The sequence below is a fragment of the Rossellomorea aquimaris genome (assembly GCF_003315075.1).
In the GTDB taxonomy this organism is placed as follows: domain Bacteria; phylum Bacillota; class Bacilli; order Bacillales; family Bacillaceae_B; genus Rossellomorea; species Rossellomorea aquimaris_C.
Map to the genome: position 1 here is coordinate 37458 of NZ_QNRJ01000002.1, position 16378 is coordinate 53835.

15 protein-coding genes are annotated in these 16378 nt (G+C 38.8%); all 15 read right to left on the minus strand.

The features are described 5' to 3' along the window. Positions 1–6: 6 nt before the first annotated feature. The gene (locus DET59_RS02705) at positions 7–663 is read right to left on the minus strand and encodes an HAD hydrolase-like protein (RefSeq protein WP_113968081.1); all 657 of its coding nucleotides are present in this window, start codon (positions 661–663) and stop codon (positions 7–9) included. A 258-nt stretch (positions 664–921) separates the two neighbouring features. Then, complete coding sequence (locus DET59_RS21405) at positions 922–1101, minus strand: hypothetical protein (protein WP_044337264.1); 180 nt, start codon at positions 1099–1101, stop codon at positions 922–924. Between the two features lie 89 nt (positions 1102–1190). Then, positions 1191–2405 carry a cardiolipin synthase gene (cls, locus tag DET59_RS02710; protein WP_113968082.1) on the minus strand — a complete coding sequence of 405 codons (1215 nt, stop codon included), beginning with the start codon at positions 2403–2405 and terminating at the stop codon, positions 1191–1193. Between the two features lie 137 nt (positions 2406–2542). Continuing rightward, on the minus strand, positions 2543–3100 hold the full coding sequence (locus tag DET59_RS02715) for a VanZ family protein (RefSeq protein WP_113968083.1): 558 nt from the start codon (positions 3098–3100) through the stop codon (positions 2543–2545). Positions 3101–3615: 515 nt separating this feature from the next. Further along, positions 3616–4212 (minus strand): SCO family protein, encoded by a 597-nt coding sequence (locus tag DET59_RS02720; RefSeq protein WP_113968084.1) that lies wholly within the window; start codon positions 4210–4212, stop codon positions 3616–3618. Between the two features lie 82 nt (positions 4213–4294). Continuing rightward, positions 4295–5110, minus strand: coding sequence for a type II pantothenate kinase (gene coaW, locus DET59_RS02725; RefSeq protein ID WP_113968085.1), 816 nt, complete (start codon positions 5108–5110; stop codon positions 4295–4297). Continuing rightward, positions 5107–5403 carry a hypothetical protein gene (locus DET59_RS02730; RefSeq protein WP_113968086.1) on the minus strand — a complete coding sequence of 99 codons (297 nt, stop codon included), beginning with the start codon at positions 5401–5403 and terminating at the stop codon, positions 5107–5109. The genes coaW and DET59_RS02730 overlap by 4 nt, the downstream gene beginning before the upstream one ends. A gap of 113 nt (positions 5404–5516) precedes the next feature. Next, entirely contained in the window at positions 5517–6677 is a 1161-nt protein-coding gene (locus DET59_RS02735; protein WP_258549553.1) for a Ger(x)C family spore germination protein, read from the minus strand. Beyond that, positions 6658–8133, minus strand: a complete 1476-nt coding sequence (locus tag DET59_RS02740) for a spore germination protein (RefSeq protein WP_258549554.1) — start codon at positions 8131–8133, stop codon at positions 6658–6660. The genes DET59_RS02735 and DET59_RS02740 overlap by 20 nt, the downstream gene beginning before the upstream one ends. A 12-nt stretch (positions 8134–8145) precedes the next feature. Beyond that, positions 8146–9225, minus strand: a complete 1080-nt coding sequence (locus DET59_RS02745; RefSeq protein ID WP_113968088.1) for an endospore germination permease — start codon at positions 9223–9225, stop codon at positions 8146–8148. Between the two features lie 206 nt (positions 9226–9431). Beyond that, a complete protein-coding gene (locus tag DET59_RS02750) occupies positions 9432–12566 on the minus strand; it encodes an SbcC/MukB-like Walker B domain-containing protein (protein WP_113968089.1) in 3135 nt (1044 codons plus the stop codon). Then, positions 12563–13708 (minus strand): exonuclease SbcCD subunit D, encoded by a 1146-nt coding sequence (locus DET59_RS02755; protein ID WP_113968453.1) that lies wholly within the window; start codon positions 13706–13708, stop codon positions 12563–12565. Before DET59_RS02755 ends, DET59_RS02750 begins: the two co-directional genes overlap by 4 nt. Positions 13709–13884: 176 nt before the next feature. Then, entirely contained in the window at positions 13885–14022 is a 138-nt protein-coding gene (locus tag DET59_RS02760; RefSeq protein WP_113968090.1) for a YvrJ family protein, read from the minus strand. A 106-nt stretch (positions 14023–14128) separates the two neighbouring features. Then, a complete protein-coding gene (locus tag DET59_RS02765; protein ID WP_113968091.1) occupies positions 14129–14656 on the minus strand; it encodes a hypothetical protein in 528 nt (175 codons plus the stop codon). A gap of 242 nt (positions 14657–14898) precedes the next feature. Continuing rightward, entirely contained in the window at positions 14899–16224 is a 1326-nt protein-coding gene (locus tag DET59_RS02770; protein ID WP_113968092.1) for an ATP-binding protein, read from the minus strand. Between the last annotated feature and the right edge of the window lie 154 nt (positions 16225–16378).

Below are 16378 nucleotides of genomic sequence, written 5' to 3' on the forward strand. Positions count from 1 at the left end.
CCTCCTTTATTTCATTTCCTCCAGATACTCTTTAACTTCCAGAAGATCTTCCACCACAATATCCGCTTCACGTAATTCTTTTTCCTGGGAAAAATCAAAAGCACAACCTATCGAAAGAAAGTGATTTGCCTCTGCTCCCTTGAAGTCAGACAATCTATCTCCAATCACTACCCCATGAGTCAGATTATGATCCTCTTTGATTTTTCGAATCAACTCCCCTTTGTCATCTGATTGTATTTCCTGAATGCTGTAGCAGTCTAAGATCCATCGATCCAAGTGAAAGTGCTCGACGATCGTCTTTAAATAATGAGGATATCCGTTGCTTGCCACAAAGATCGGAAACCCTCTCCCTGATAAATAAGCTAATATTTCTTCCGTATAGGGATAGAGAGCTCCCTTTCCTTTCTGAATATTTTCAATCAGTTTTTCATGAAATACATCATTCACTTTCCCATGTATATGTAAGGGATGATGAGGTAAAAGTGTTTGCCACACAACAGAAAGAGGGACCCCCATAATTTCTCTGTATATTTCAAGAGGTGTATCCCCTTTCCACATTCCTTCATCTCTAAGTTGTTGAAAGGTATCATGAAGTGAAGCTTCAAGAATACGATCCGTTTGAAATAACGTTCCATCCATGTCAAAAATCATTGCAGCTTTCATCTATATTCTCCTTTATTGCCTTTCGTACATTAATCTGTTCGACGATTTATGCTTAATTCCATCTCTTGCTTATATATAAACCTTCTACAATCATATCAAATTCACGGCCAAATGAAAGCAGCTACGAATTATAACATGATATTTGCCAGGGGCTCTGTCGACTAGCGGGTGCTGGATGGTGAGGAATTTCACAAAAAAACACACAAGGACGCTTCTCCTGTGTGTTTACTCGTTAAATCGGTGTATAGCTTGCTTTCTTTAAGATGCATTGGGAAGATAAAAGAGGACCGTCAACATCATGCCGATAACAGAAAAGATCACGATACTGACTGCTACTGACTTGTGAGACTTTGACACATGTTTCTTCTTTAACACGTTAAAAAACTTAAAAGCCAATAACGAAAGAATAAACAAAGATACAAACAATAGCTCGCTCATGGACAATCCCTTTCTTCAGTGAGGTGTATTCTTTTTAAGATATGAAAACACTTTACCATATTTTCTTATTCAATAAAAATTATTTATTCTTAGAAATAATAATATACCCATTCAGGCGTTTTACGGAGCGCTTTTTCCCAAGCAGGGAGTTCATTAAAAGCCTTCATGGTCAGTTTTTTACTATCATTAATGTCATTATGGATCAGCGATTCTAATTCGGCGGCAACTTTTGCATCGCGAATGATACAGTTGCTTTCATCATTTAAGTAGAAGCTTCGTGGATCCCAATTGGCTGTACCAATATCGGCCCATTTATGATCTATGACGAGCACCTTACCGTGGAAAAACCCTTTTTCATATAGATAAAGATCCACTCCGCTCTCTAACAAAGTTTTCTCTATTCTGTAACTTGGCGGCTTCGTGAACCATGCATCGGTATCGTCCGGGATGAGGATCTTCACTTTCACCCCACGCTTCACTGCATTCTTTAAAGCGGATATAAGTTTCCCATTTGGTAGAAAGTATGGCGTTGTAATGGTGACACTCTCTTCCGAACTGTTAATCCAGTTTACTGTCTTATCTACAATACTGTCTCCTGTTGAGAACAAGAATTGAACGCTGCTCCCTTCATTTCCATTTGAAGTACGAGTAGGATATACGCTCTCCACACTTTCTCCCCCATCCTCGATCCAGTCCCTTTTAAACTGCTGTGCCACCTCAATTCCAGCCTCCCCCTCCAGCCGTATATGATAGTCCCTCCAGTACCCAAGCTTCGGGTCTTTCCCTAAATATTCATCGCCCATATTGAAGCCTCCAATATAAGCAATTCTTTGATCAATGGAAACGAGCCTGCGATGATTCCGATGATGAAGGGAATAGAAGATATTCTTCAGGGAGAGTGGCCTGCTTTTTACAATCTTCACCCCTCCTTCTTTCATCCTCTTTATACTTTCCTTCTTAATATCTGAACCAAGGAAGTCGATAGACAATCGAACATCTACACCTTCCTTAGCCTTTTCAATCAGCAAATCAAAAAACTCGTTGGAAATCTGATCGTCCCTGATAATGAAAAAATGAATCCAAACAAGCTCATCTGCTGTTTTAATATCCGCAAACAAATCTTCATATAAGTCCTTCCCTGTATTGTATACGTTGATTGCAGCTTGACGAGAAAGGGTTTCCGTAACCGGGTGAGTTCTTGCATAGTTCTTCACACCTTGTTTCACATCCCAGTGCATGATGAGGAACAATATCACGATGCATGCAGCCGTTATCAGGCTTCCTTTAAGTCCTATTTTAAGCAAGAGAACTCACCTCCTTCTATGTAGTGTTAGCTTTTGTTTAAGGAGAAGGACTATACATTTCCGTTGAAAGTTTATCTGAATCCTAAGAGCGATATTTTTGACACTAAAAAAGAGCATTAACGATATCGTTAATACTCTCAGTTTACTTTCTTATTGATCTTCATAATATTATGGATAAAACGTGCGATCACAAATAGGAAGCCACCTATAAATGAACCTAGCGTATTCATTATCCAATCATCAATATCCGTCGCTCTTCCTAAAGGTAAATAATATTGGGCAAATTCAATACCAAAGGAAAAAAGTGCCCCAATAAACGTGACCATCAGAATTATTTGTTTCGAATGCCTCATCCACCAAGCTATAAAAAAGGTTAATGGAATAAACAATAATATATTGGCCAACAGATTTCTAATGGGAACATCTAAATGATTTCGGTAAATTAAATTCAACTTAAGATTAGAGAATGGATCAAAATTCACCGATCCCTCAGCTACATTTCCACCAGTCAATGGAGTCAGGGTAATTAAACAGATGCCTCCAATCGTTATGCACGTAAATAAAACAGGCAGTAAGTTCATCCATCTGCCCTTCCCTTTTCTTTTCTTCCAAAAGGAGACCGCAAAGATAAGGGAAATCGTCACAACTATAATAATTGGAAGAACCCAACCAAATGCGCTCCATAATTCTTTCATGATCCCTTTTCCTACTTTCCTCTAAGCTACAAACGATGATATTCATCTAACCCTTTATACCTTAATTTCTCTATATGTAAACACGTCACTCTTATTTAAAATAATAAGCTGATTGCATTATTTCCCCATCCTCTCACTCTCCCTCTATCTTTTCTTTTTAAACCGAAAAAATAGGACTCCAGCCATTATGGCAAAACATATGGCGAATAAGATTCCCTTCCATACATCTCCATCTGAAAAAGATTTCAATACCCATATCAAAATAAATAGGGTTATGGCTATATCAATCATCATCATACCTTTTGAGTTTCGAATGTTTCTTCACCTGCTGCCTTATTAATTAGTGCAATTCTTTAACTTTATCATAATTCTGGTTCACCATTCCATTGGGCATAAACCCATAGCGACTCCACTATTTATCATTATAATCCTTAAACCCCTGATTTTGGAATGGAATTTTTAATAGTAAAAAAGGAAAATCACCTAAAAATCTGTGATTCTCCTTCCTAAAAAGTCTATTCAGATCCCTCTTCAATCAATGTTTTCATATCTTGGACAATTTCATCGTAAGGTACATCACTATTGCCACTATACGTTTTTACAACTGTACCTTCTTGATTCACCAAGTAGAAGCTGGTACCATGAATCATCTGATCCGAATTGGGATCGTCGGCTACAATCGAGCGGAAAGAATGTTCCGCAAGGTCCTTTACCTCGTCAAATTCATAGCCTGTAAGTAGTTCCCATTTACTTGTATCTGCTTCAAAGTTTGAAATATACTCTTTTAATGCGTCCGGCGTATCGTTTTCAGGATCTACGCTGAAGGAAACGATTTTGTAATCCTCTACCCCTTCTTCTTTCAGCTTTTCTTGAAGCTTGGTTAAATTAAATGTCATGGGTGGACAAACGGTTTCACAATTAGTGAATATGAAATCTGCGATCCAGACTTGTCCTTTCAAATCATTCAAACCGACTTTTTGATTATTTTGATTCGTATAAGAAAATTCTTTCACTTCATAATCTGTTTCTGCTTGAAAGTTACTATTACTGCAACCTGCAAGGAGAATCCCGATGATGGCCATCACCACAATAAATGGTTTTGTTTTTGACATCTTTATCTCCTCCGACTTTATCTATCTCTCCCATTCTATGTTAGTAAAAAGGGGATAAAAAAACAATCAGCAGAGGCAATATTCATTGTCTATTTTGTGAATGCTCTGACCCCCTTCCGACATCAAACGCTCCAAGGCTTCCAGCGTATGCCCCTTTCTCTGGAAAAATAGGGGTGTAGGATAACATATCTTGAAATTGTGAAAGGTCTTCTTTTAAAGCAGGATTTGATTTCAATGTACTTCCAATAAACACGAAATCCTCTAACTTATGGGCTTGAGACGCTTGAGATGCAAGGAGGATAATGGTTTCGGCTATCATATTCGTTAGAGCCCTCAGTTTGTCTGCTTTCTTAGAAAAAGCATCCCCTTTAGCGAAATTAGCAGCTGTCAAATGGTCAGGAACTGGAGAATTCATTGCCTCATATACGTCTCTCACTGATAAATCAACTAGTTCTCGTTTGCCTTCTTTTGATAACCGTACCAGCTCGTAATAGTCAGATTCTCCAGTTAGTAAACCTCCCAATCCCATGAAGGTTCCGCCCCCTAACCCACTACCGAGTAATCTTTCACATCCGTTTTCATCAACCTTAAAAAAAGACGTCCCTGTACCTATATTTATGAGGGTGAATTGTTTCAGATCAGTTTTTTCCTCTTTAAGGAGAAGTTTAGCTCCACTGCATACCGCTTCGAATTCTCCAACAATGTGTGCGTGTGGAAAAATCCCTCTCCACTTCTCTGCTTTTCCACCCGTAATGTAAAGCTTATGATTTTGAGCCAGGATTCCAAGCCACTGCAGCACCTGCTGCTCACTGGAAAAGGTTTTAAAATGCAGCGCGCCATTTTCCTCATACACGATCTTAGTTAACGTTCCGCCAGCATCGACCCCGATCACACTCATTCTTCCCGTTCCTGCATTTTTTTCTTAGAAAATAAATAGTGCAGGGTAAACCCATGAACAACCATTATCGTAAGGAACGCAAGAAAATAATAGAAAACACCTATGACCCCATCTGTTGTATCCTCAGTAATGAGCCACCATACCGATGCAAAAAGAAGAAATAGAAATTGAAGAGCGACTCCCTCCAAGAATGGCTTTTTATACGTATTGAAATCCAACAGCCTCTTCCAGCTCCATCCAATTGCAACTACGGCTGATACTAACAATAATAATATGTAAATGCTAATTTTCATCAATGATGCCCTCCATTCAAAATATTCTTATTTCTATGGTATTCAATTGAGCTGGAAAATGAAAGAGAAAAGGGGAAAAACACCAATCGATTTGGTGTTTTTCTGCCTTCATTCTATTCCAAACTTTTGTGATCGTAACGATATGCGTTGAAATGAGTGATATCCACTTTCACTATTACTTCCTCTAATGAATGGTCTGTTAAATAAAATGAAGGATTTTCTTCAAGTTTTTTAAACTTTAGGGGATGGTATCTATACCATTTTTCACCTGCATTTAGTAAATCCACTTGTTTGTCCAGCCCCATGTTATACACTTTTTCAATTTCATTTTCCAAAGACTTTTCAAGTGCACTTTTGACTTCTTTATAGGGGGCCTCCTTTAATTTTTCTATTAGTTCAGCTTTCACACTGACTTCAAGTGAAAATGTGGGAAAATCACCTTTTTCTTTCTTATATTTTATTTTAGGCTCCTTCGTCATTAGTTTAAATGTCGATATCAATTCGTCATCCTGATACAAAGGATAATCCATTTGATTATTTTTGGTAAGTAACCAATCAACGATGATAGAAGGTTTAGAAGGAAGATCTCCTTTGAATTGTGATTGTTGAAATAGACTGTAACCGTTCAGATAAAGTACAGGGTAAGGTTGATCGGTCTGCCAGGATTTTTTATCAATACTAATATTCGGGATGAATGCCGTGCCCATCGGTTCATAGTATTCCCTTAAAAAATGCATTAAACTTGTAGCCCCGATATCATCCTGTAAAGACTCCATCGTTTCTTCCGTCAGCAAAACTGTATAAACGGGAGGATAATGAAATAAGCCGTTCACCTTAAAGATTTCTTCCATACTCTCATCAGTGGTAAATATCTGCAGATTAGGCCTTAATGAGCGATTTCTTCCCACATCCTCCAGGACCTCTTTGAATTTGTACTTCAACACATTTTTTGAGACGACGAGCGTTTTTGTATGTCCAAAAAATAATGATGGCCTTGATGCTTTATATAGGTGACTTACAGCCAAATTCAGTGTTTTACCGGAAGCAGAACCTATAAACGCCGGCACAGGTTCTGAAGGCTTACTTCCTTCCTGTTTTGCTACATTGGCAAAATTCAAGCCTTGAAGATAGGCTGTGTATTCCTGGTTTTCTTCATTGTAATCCAATCCGATCGAAACGACATACGTTAGATCCTGAATGTTTTTTGAACCTGTACACCCTGTCAATAAAAGGATTAAAGAAACGAAAATGAGTCTATTTGTCTTGTTGATCACGCTGATTTATTCCTTTCCTTGTACTGTCATCCGGGCTGGTTGAAGGGGTACGGTTTTTATAAAATTGAATGGGCAATCGAAAAAATGACCGAATGACTTCATTCCAACCGATGGGAGCTACTGAGCCAAGGAATGGAGTACCAAAGGAAGATTTAGTCGCTAAATAGAGAACCGTCAGAATAAAACTCATGACAACACCGAACAATCCAAAAAAAGTGCTAATGAGCAATACGGCGAACCTTAATATCGTAGTCCCATACTTCAACGATTGATTGACGAGAGTAAAGGACGAAATATAAGTAATGGCTCCAATGACCAGCATGGTTGGGGATGTCAACCCGGCACGTATGGCGGCATCTCCCACAATCAGGCCCCCAAGCACGGAAACCGTCTGACCTATCGCCCTTGGTAGCCTGACACCCGCTTCGTTAAAAAACTCAAACAAAAATAGGACGATAAACATCTCAACAGGAGCAGAAAGGGGCAGGCCGAATCTGGACATGGAGATCGTCGCCACGAGCAGATAGGGAATTTGTTCAATATTATAAGCCGAAAATGCAACCCATAGTCCTGGCAGAAATGTTGAAATCAATACCCCGATGACCCTTATAATCCTTTCTAAAGAAACAAATACGTAGTTGATGTTGGAGTCTTCTGGAGACTTTGTTTGTAATAACAGATTTATTGGCGCAATAGATACCGTGGGGTAGCCATCAACCAAGAGAGCAAACCTCCCCTGTACTAGTGAATCAACGATAAAATCGGGTCGACCGGTGTAATCAAACGTAGTAAAAATAGAATACGGATTGTCATCAAGCATAGATTCCAATTGGTGGTTGCTCGTTAATACATCAATATCCACTTTTTCTAATCTTGTATATAATTCCTTGAGAATACGCTCATCGATTACATCATCCAGGTACATGATGGCAATTTCTGTATGACTGCGGGTCCCTACTTTAGATTTTTCCACTGAAAGAGTTGAAGTGAAAAGCCTTCTTCTGATTAAGGATATATTTGTATTTAAGTCTTCAACAAATCCATCTTTCGGCCCGCGGATAGATGTTTCAAGCGATGATTCTTCCGGGAGCCGTTTAGGAAAATTACCTGCATGTATGGAGAGGACTTTTTCATCGATAAAAAACAAAATATACCCATTGAATAGAGCGTTGGAGAGCATATCCAGGGACTTTCCCGTTTCATCTACGGCTTGGAAATTCCCCTCCACCTTTTTTGCATAGGATTTTTCATGTGCTTCTTCTAATTTTGGGAGAATGAATTGATCGAGGTAATGTCGATCGACCAAACTCTCAAAATACACCAGGGTGACGACTTCATCGTGAAAAAAATGTTCTCGAATAAGTAAATCATGACTCTTCGAAAATAATTGCTTTACCTCTTTCAAGGTGTCCTTTTTTTCTTCCTCTATCCGCTTTTCTTTCGAAGACTTCTTCATTTTGAACATCCTTTACTTTATAAATCGGAGGATCACTGCTGACGTAATAATTTGTACGATGAAAAGGACAACGGTTGCGGGAAAAAAGTACATATATAAGAACTTATAAAAAAAATAAGTATCAACATCTATAAAAATAAGGACCAGCAGTATTAGAAATATTGGCACCATCACTTTTAGTGATATTTGATAACGATCCTTCTTTTTCGTAAAAAAAACAGCCAACAAAAACATAAATAAACTAATCCTGATAAGTGCACCACATAACCACTGATAGAGAGCAAAGAAATCTAAATGAGTAATAAATTCCCCAATGGATAAAATTCTCCATTGTTCATAAGCTGGATATCTCATATTCGCTGATTCAATATGTCCAAATTCCATGATGGAAGCGGTTAATGGTCCAAACATCAAGCCCATTATTATTAGCCCAAGAACGATTAAATGGTGAAATTTAATTTTCCCTTCACTATAAGGCTGGATTAATACGATCAAATATAATTCAAGTAAACCAGATAATACATAAATCATCCCTTTAAAGACAGGCTCATATCCATTACTGAAAATGGGGAATAATAGACTGGGATCTTTCATATTGGTGTTTGTAAAAGCAATGAAAAATCCAAATAACATAACCAATGGCAATAAAATACCGCTCGCGATGGCCATATGTTTGATCCCTGACCAACTGATTAAGAAGCAGATAAGGAAGATGCTTCCTACCACTAATAGTGATGGGACGTCTGCTAAAAAATATGCACTTAACCATATTATTAAATCAACAAAGGTTATATATGCACTTGATAATAAAAATAAACACATTGGCAGTGAGAATAGGAAAACAAACCATTTGTTCCACTTTTGATTAAGTAGATGATAGAAGCCTTCCTGCGGGGAATTCTTTACTATGTAATAAATGAATAATGTCACGATAAATAATATTGGATAGGTTAAGAGGATACTGATCCATCCATCTCTCCCGGCTGCATTCAGGATGCTTGGTATTAGCATGACATGATTTAATAAGCCTGTTGAAAGGATGAGTAATAGTATTAATTGTCGGGGAATTAAAATAGGACGAATGCTTTTCATAGGTTATCTCCAAATTTCAGACTGTTTTATCTCTATTTATGTCCTACATAAAAGAAATCAAACCTCCTATTCCAATTAAGGATCGCACATGCCCAAATCACATCTATATTCTTGATAAGTATCCTTGCCACAATTGAAAACAGTCAAAGAGATGGTCTCTTTGACTGTTTTCATCGTTATTGTGAAGCTCCCATGTATGAATAGAACTAAGCCAAAAACTGAAACTCGGTTCTGCTTCCACTTTGGGAGGATATGACCTCCAGACGAGCGTCGATTCTTTCTTTTAACTCTGGAACATGAGAAATTAACCCAACTAGTCTCCCACTGCTTTGAATATCCATAAGTGCTTCGATTGCGTGATCAAGGGACTCTGGATCGAGTGTACCAAATCCTTCATCAATAAACATCGTTTCAAGTGAGACGCCACCTGCATACTGTTGCACGACATCTGCAAGTCCGAGGGCCAACGCTAACGATGCCTTGAAGCTCTCCCCTCCGGATAACGTTTTAACGTGCCGTTCCTGACCTGTGTACTGATCAAATATGAGCAGCTCTAAACCGCTCTGGACGTTTCCTTTGCTTCTATCCGTTTTTCGAATCAGTTGATATCGCCCCGACGTCATTTTGATTAATCGTTCATTTGCCACTCGAAGTATATCTTCAAGGAATGATGCCAGCACATATCTTTCAAATGTAATTCGATTTGCATTCTGACCCCGGGCCACTTCTGCCAGGTGTCCCACCATTTGATATCTGGATTCTAAATGCTTTATCCCTTCGTTTATGCTTGTCACCCGTGAAAGGATAAGCTTATTCTCTTTCGTATTTGTCATGATTTTATTAAGTTTATCGTTTACAAGCCTAAGTTCCTCGGTAACCCGTGATATGTTTTCTTCAATGCTTTTCACATCAGGCTTATGTTTATCCTGTAAGTGCTTTACGATATCATGTAGACGATCGGAAACAGAACGCAGGTCTTCACCATACTTCTTCACTTTTTCTTGAAGACCGAGGATTTCTGCTTCAGACTTTTTCGCTTCCTGGAATGCTTTATAGTGGGAAAAACCTTGTTCTGTAAGAAGCGAAAGGAATGCTTCACGTTCTGTTTTCATCTCAACATCTACTTTTCCTATCTGCGTTTCTTTGTCTCTCATTTGTGACTCTTTTACACTGTACATGTTCTCAAGCTCATAGTATTGCTTCTGGGCGCGCTCGTATGCCATCTTCAACTCTTCTCTTTTTTGCTTCTGCTCCTTTAACACTTTGTTAAATTGATCTTTTGATCTGAGCTCATAAGGAATACTTTCCTTCACCTTTTGAAGGGTCGTATCCTTCGTAAGGAAGAGAGTATTCAGCTCCTGCAGCTTGTCTAGGTTTTTCAACCTTGAGCCGTCCAGTTCTTCTAGCTTTTCCCTTCCTTTCCTTACTTCCTCCCTCAGTACCTTTGCTTGTTCGACTTCTCTTTTCTTTTCAGCCATTGTCCGTGTCAATGCTTCGCTCTCTGATGTCATTTGAGAAAGAGTATCATCTATTTCGTCCGGCTCAAAATCGCTTTTCTTGACACGAATTTTCCGAACGATATCGTCTATCTGATCCTGAATACCCTGCATTTTTGTTTCCTCTTGAGCGATCGCAAGGCTCATCCTTTTTTCTTCCTGGTTGAGTTCCTGCTGCTTTTCCTTCGCCACTTTCAAATCTTCCTGAGAGGGTAATGAATCAACACTGGCGGCAGGATGTGGATGATGTTCTGAGCCACAAACGGGACAAGGTGCATGATCAACCAGCCCTTTTGCAAGGTGAGAAGCTTGAGCAGAGTGCCACTTTTCTTCTAAATGGACCAGAGTTTCAGACGCATCCAAACTTTGTTTTTGAAGGTGAAGATACTGTTCTTTTAATTTTTGCTCTTGCTTATGGACAAGCTGACATTTTTGATCCATTTTCTTTATTTCATTTACCTGTTCAAGGAATGATTGATTCTCTTGCAAAGATTTTTCTAATTTAAATAAATCTTCTTGACCATTTTCGGCTTCTTCAAGTCGTTTCTCCCGGGATTTTATGCCTTCTTGTAAAAATGAAATCTGCTCTTTCTGTTTTTTGACGATGCCTTGCTGTTTCTCATAACTTTCTTTCATTTCTTTGGTATCTTTCATCAACTTATCCAGAGAATCTATATCTTTCTCCATTTCTTCGAGTTGAGTGATTTTCTTTGAAACCTCGTCCCTGAGATTTTCGTTATTCTTTTCTTCTTTTAATGTTTCTTTAGCTACTAGTAGCTTTTGTGAGATTGCATTCTTTTCCTCGGTAAGTTGAGCTAATTGACCCTTCAGTTCCTTCAAGTTTCGACTTAGTTTATGGCAATACTCATCTTGTGGAACTAATCGGGAGGCTCGCTGTGCTAATAAAATGTCTCGATCGATTGATTCGATTTCAGGCTTTAATTTTAAAAGGGATTCTTTCTGAGCCCTTAGTTTTTCTTGAAGAACGAATTGATCGACCAATCCTTCTGCTTCTTGAAGCTGCTTCTTAAGATCATCTCTTTTCTCCTGCACACTTTCATAGTTAAGCTGCATTTCTTTCTCCCTTATTTCCATGTTCTCAATGTGAGCTTGAAGAAGGTGAAGAATATGGTGGTCATTCAATGGATTTTCTAATAATAATGATTGAAGCTCTTCATTTTCTTCAAAATGAATTCTAAGTAATTCCCTTGTTCGTTCTTCCATAGAGGTTTCTACTGACTTCTTTAAATCGTCTGCCTCAAATTTCAGTTTTTCCTGGATGGTCTTATAGAGCTCTGTATGGAATAGACGTTGCAGGATAAGCTCCTTATCTTTACTGTCTGAAGTTAAGAGCTTTCGAAACTCTCCTTGAGGAATCATCAGGATCTGCCTGAATTGATTGGCATCCAGTTGAATTAACCCTTTGATCTTCTCATCCACGTCCCTGACGTTAGCCGCCAGTAGCTGTTCTTTCCCATCTTCATCGTATACGTATAATTCAGATCGGGCATTGATGGTTGTGTAGCCTTCTCCTCTTGCTTTCTTTTTGTCCTGCTGAGGGGAGCGCCAAATACGATACGATTTGCCCCTTAAACTGAATGTAAGCTCTACCTCCGTCATAACATCATTACTTGCAAATTGACTTCTCAGTTCAGTCGGACTGCGATCTTCACCGCTCGCCTTTCCGTAGATCGCATAGGATATTCCATCAAAAATAGTCGTCTTACCTGAACCAGTCTTCCCGGATATCACGAACATTGTGCGATTCCCCAACGAACGAAAATCAATCGTTTCTCTTCCTGCATAGGGTCCAAAGGCTTGCATCACTAATTGAAGAGGCTTCATGCTTGATCGACCTCCTTTCTCGCTTGTTCAATAACGTTCTGCAGGACTTGTTCCTTTTCATCGGTAAACTCACCTGTCGTCATATCCCCATAGAATTCTTTAAACAAGTCAAGCTCCGACCTTTTCTTATCCTCTAGTACACGGAACGTATTTTTCTTTTTTGCATCGGTGAGATCCATTTTCCGCTCCAAATGAAGGACGTTCGGATAAACTTGGCGCAATTGATTGATGGGGTCGATTAACGTTCCTTCATCATGTAACGTAATCTTTAAATAGTCATCCACTTTCTGGGATTGATAGAATGCGGGATCAAGAAGCTCTTCCATCAGTCCCTGGAGTTCTCTCATATCTTGTTTCGGCTGAAGCACTTTTTCTCGTAATTGGAATGACCCGTCCCCATCCAATTCTACAATGCTCACTGATTTTCGCTGACTCGCTTCAGAAAAAGAGTATTTTAATAGAGATCCGGAATATCGAATCGTTTCATGCCTGATGGCATCTGGACTATGAAGATGCCCCAGGGCTGTGTAATGAAAAGGCTTAAACACATCGGCACCGACACAGCCGGATCCTCCAACAGAAAGGGTCCGTTCTGAATCTGTGGTTTTACCCCCAAGTACAAATGCATGACCCACAAAGACATGTGGTTCATCGGGATTCATCTTTTCTTCAATCCGGTTCACAATTGCTTCCATTGCAGCATGATGAGAATTGATTGAATCGTCTTCAAGGATTTGTCTGACATTCCCAGGCTCAGCATAGGGAACGCAGTGGAAATTAACCCCATTAATAGTGATTGGAGTAAAGTCATTTGTCAGCTTCCCTTTCAAGTAAAAGTGACTATGCTTGTACCATGATGAACCAAATGATAATCGTTCTGCACTATCATGATTTCCTGATACAGCCACTATTGGTGTATTTAACTCTACATTAATCCGGAATAATACCTCATCCAATAACTCTACAGCTTCAGTAGGAGGAACGGATCGGTCATAAAGATCCCCTGCAATCACGACTGCATCGGGCTCCTCCTCTTTTACAAGCTCTATGAATTGCTCTAATATATAGCGTTGTTCTTCTGTCATATAGATGCCATGAACCAGTTTACCTAAATGCCAATCGGCTGTATGAATAAATTTCACTGCTGTTGTCCCCTCTCCGGTCATTGATTATCTCCCTAAATTATATCAAACTAAGAAGTTATACGTAAAAAAAATGTCAACTTACAGAAAGTTCGTTCCTATATCGCTTTAATTCTTTATTAAGCTTTCATAAATAGAAAGGAGGCCCTCATGTCACATGAGAGGCCTCCTTTCTATTATTCTTTTAACTGCTGAGGTAGTGTTTGTATCGACGTGATTACGGCATCCAGCTTTGTCTCAATACGATAGAGCAGATACATCGTGACAACAATCGGAAAACCTACTTCAGAAACGAATGAAATAATAGTTTCCATCCTTTTCCCTCCCCTCATCATCTATATAGGTAAAAAGAGCGAAAAAGGCGACTATATGAAAATAAAAAGCGAATCCATCATTTCATGGAGTCGCTTTTTAAATTTATCATCCGTTTAGATCACTTATTAAGCTTGAGCTTACTAACCCTGCTTCATCAAGAATCTCTTTGATTTGGTTTTCTGCTTCGTTTAATTTTTCATTGGCTGCCGTTAAATCTGTTTCGCCCTCTTTAGAGAGAGCTTCAGCTTTCATATTATATGATTCTGTCAGGGTCGATTTGAATGATTCCACCGCATCTTTATGATCACCAAGACCTCCAGGGATCTCCATGCTTTCTACCGCTTTAGCAGATTCAGTTGCTGATGCTGCAGCAGCTTCCTTCATTTTTTTCAACTCTTCTCCTGCTGGAGGCTCTTCTCCTGCTACCGCTTCTTCATATCCATTAAGATCAATATCAACACCATTGACGGTTGTTGTTAAATTTAAATAAAAATCCATTATATCTCCAGCAACATTTGCGTTTTCTTCCTTTGCATTTGTTGTTTCCTCTTTTTTAGCTTCGTCAGAACCTGAATCGGAGCATCCAACCAATGCTAAAGATAGACCCAGACCTAAAAACCATACTTTTTTCATACTTGTTTTCCCCTCTCTGTCTCAATCAACATGTTCAAGTATAGAAGGCAAGCAATTCCTATAGGAAATCGCTTTCTTCAATTAATGTTAAGCCGGCAAAAAGTATCTTATCACGGGGAGAATAGACTGGTAAAGAAGAATTTTCTAATTTTTCCAAAGTTTAAATCTTATAAATATTTTAAATATACAGCCTATTGCCGACGACAAATAACCCTTATGTTCGATCCATAAGGGTTATTAGTTCATTGGTTTTGTAAGGTTTCCCTCCTTTTTCTCTCTGTGGCCTGAACAGCTTCAAACATGATATGGAAGGTGGTTCCTTCTCCCTGCTCGCTTTGCACCCTGATATCCGCCCCATGATCACGAAGAATTCTCAGACATATGGTGAGACCCAAGCCCGTGCCTTTTGTCTTCGTTGTGAAGAAAGGCTCTCCGAGTTTATCCAGCGTTTCTTTTTTCATGCCTACTCCCTCATCTTTGAAGATTAATTGAACCTTGTTATAGGAGGACAAGTCTGCACTTATCGTAATCGCTCCTCCATGAGGCATCGATTCTATGGCGTTTTTAAGTAAGTTAATAAACACTTGTTTTAGCTGATTTTCATCTCCACGAATATGGAGCTCCCTTTCATGAAAATCGGTTTGGATTTCAATATTATATAAAATGGCATTCGTATTTAATAATTTCGCAACATGATCAAGGGTCTCGATAATATTGATTCGTCTATATGTAACGGATTGCGGTTTTGCAAGAATCAACAATTCGCTCAGCACAAGTTCAATCCTCTTAATTTCAGAAAAGACAATCCCTAAGTATTCCTTCGTCTTCTCATCGGCATCATCTCTTAATAACTGTAAGAACCCGTTAATCGACGTAAGGGGATTACGTACCTCATGTGCAATTCCGGCTGCTAATTGCCCGGCGACAGATAGTTTTTGAGATTCAATGGCTAACGTTTCATTCATTTCAATCAATTCTTCTTCATTATGTACTCTTTCGGTAATGTCTGAGATGGTTCCTACCGTACCAAGAAGTTCACCATTTTCATCATAGTTTAACTTAACATTCACTTCACCCCAACGAAACTGACCATCCCTCTTCTGATAAGAGAAGTCCATTTTCATTTTTTCCTTTTTCAAGCTTATGCTTTGTCTTACCATTCGAAGAATTTCATGACGTTCATGTAGGGATATGAAATGAAGAGCATTCTTATGTAAACTTTCTTTAACCGTATATCCCGTGTAGTCTTCCCAGGATTGATTCAGAAATTGAAACTCTCCTTTGGAATTGGTATGAAAGACTACTTCATCTATACTCTGAAGCACATGCTGCATTTCTTCATTGAGAAGCTTGACCCTCTCTTCACTCTTGCGGAGGGCAGCTAACGTTTTATAGCTTGTGTCATAATTCTTCCCCATATAGTAGCTGATAAAGAGAATCAATACAGTGAATACCAAATCCACTTTCAAATCGACTGGATAATGCAGAACAAAGTAATAAATAAAATCCCATGTCAAGACTAGTAAAAGTCCAATGAGCACTGATACTATTCTCCCTCTATAGATCATCCTGTGAGCCCCCTATCCATCCAAGCACGAGAATCGAAATAGAAAGAATTTTCGCGATATTTGTTATTTATTAGTATATCATTTCTAATTAAGAACAGTATAGACTTCTTTTGACTTCTTTTGTAAAAACAATGATATTCTTGTCACAAGCTTT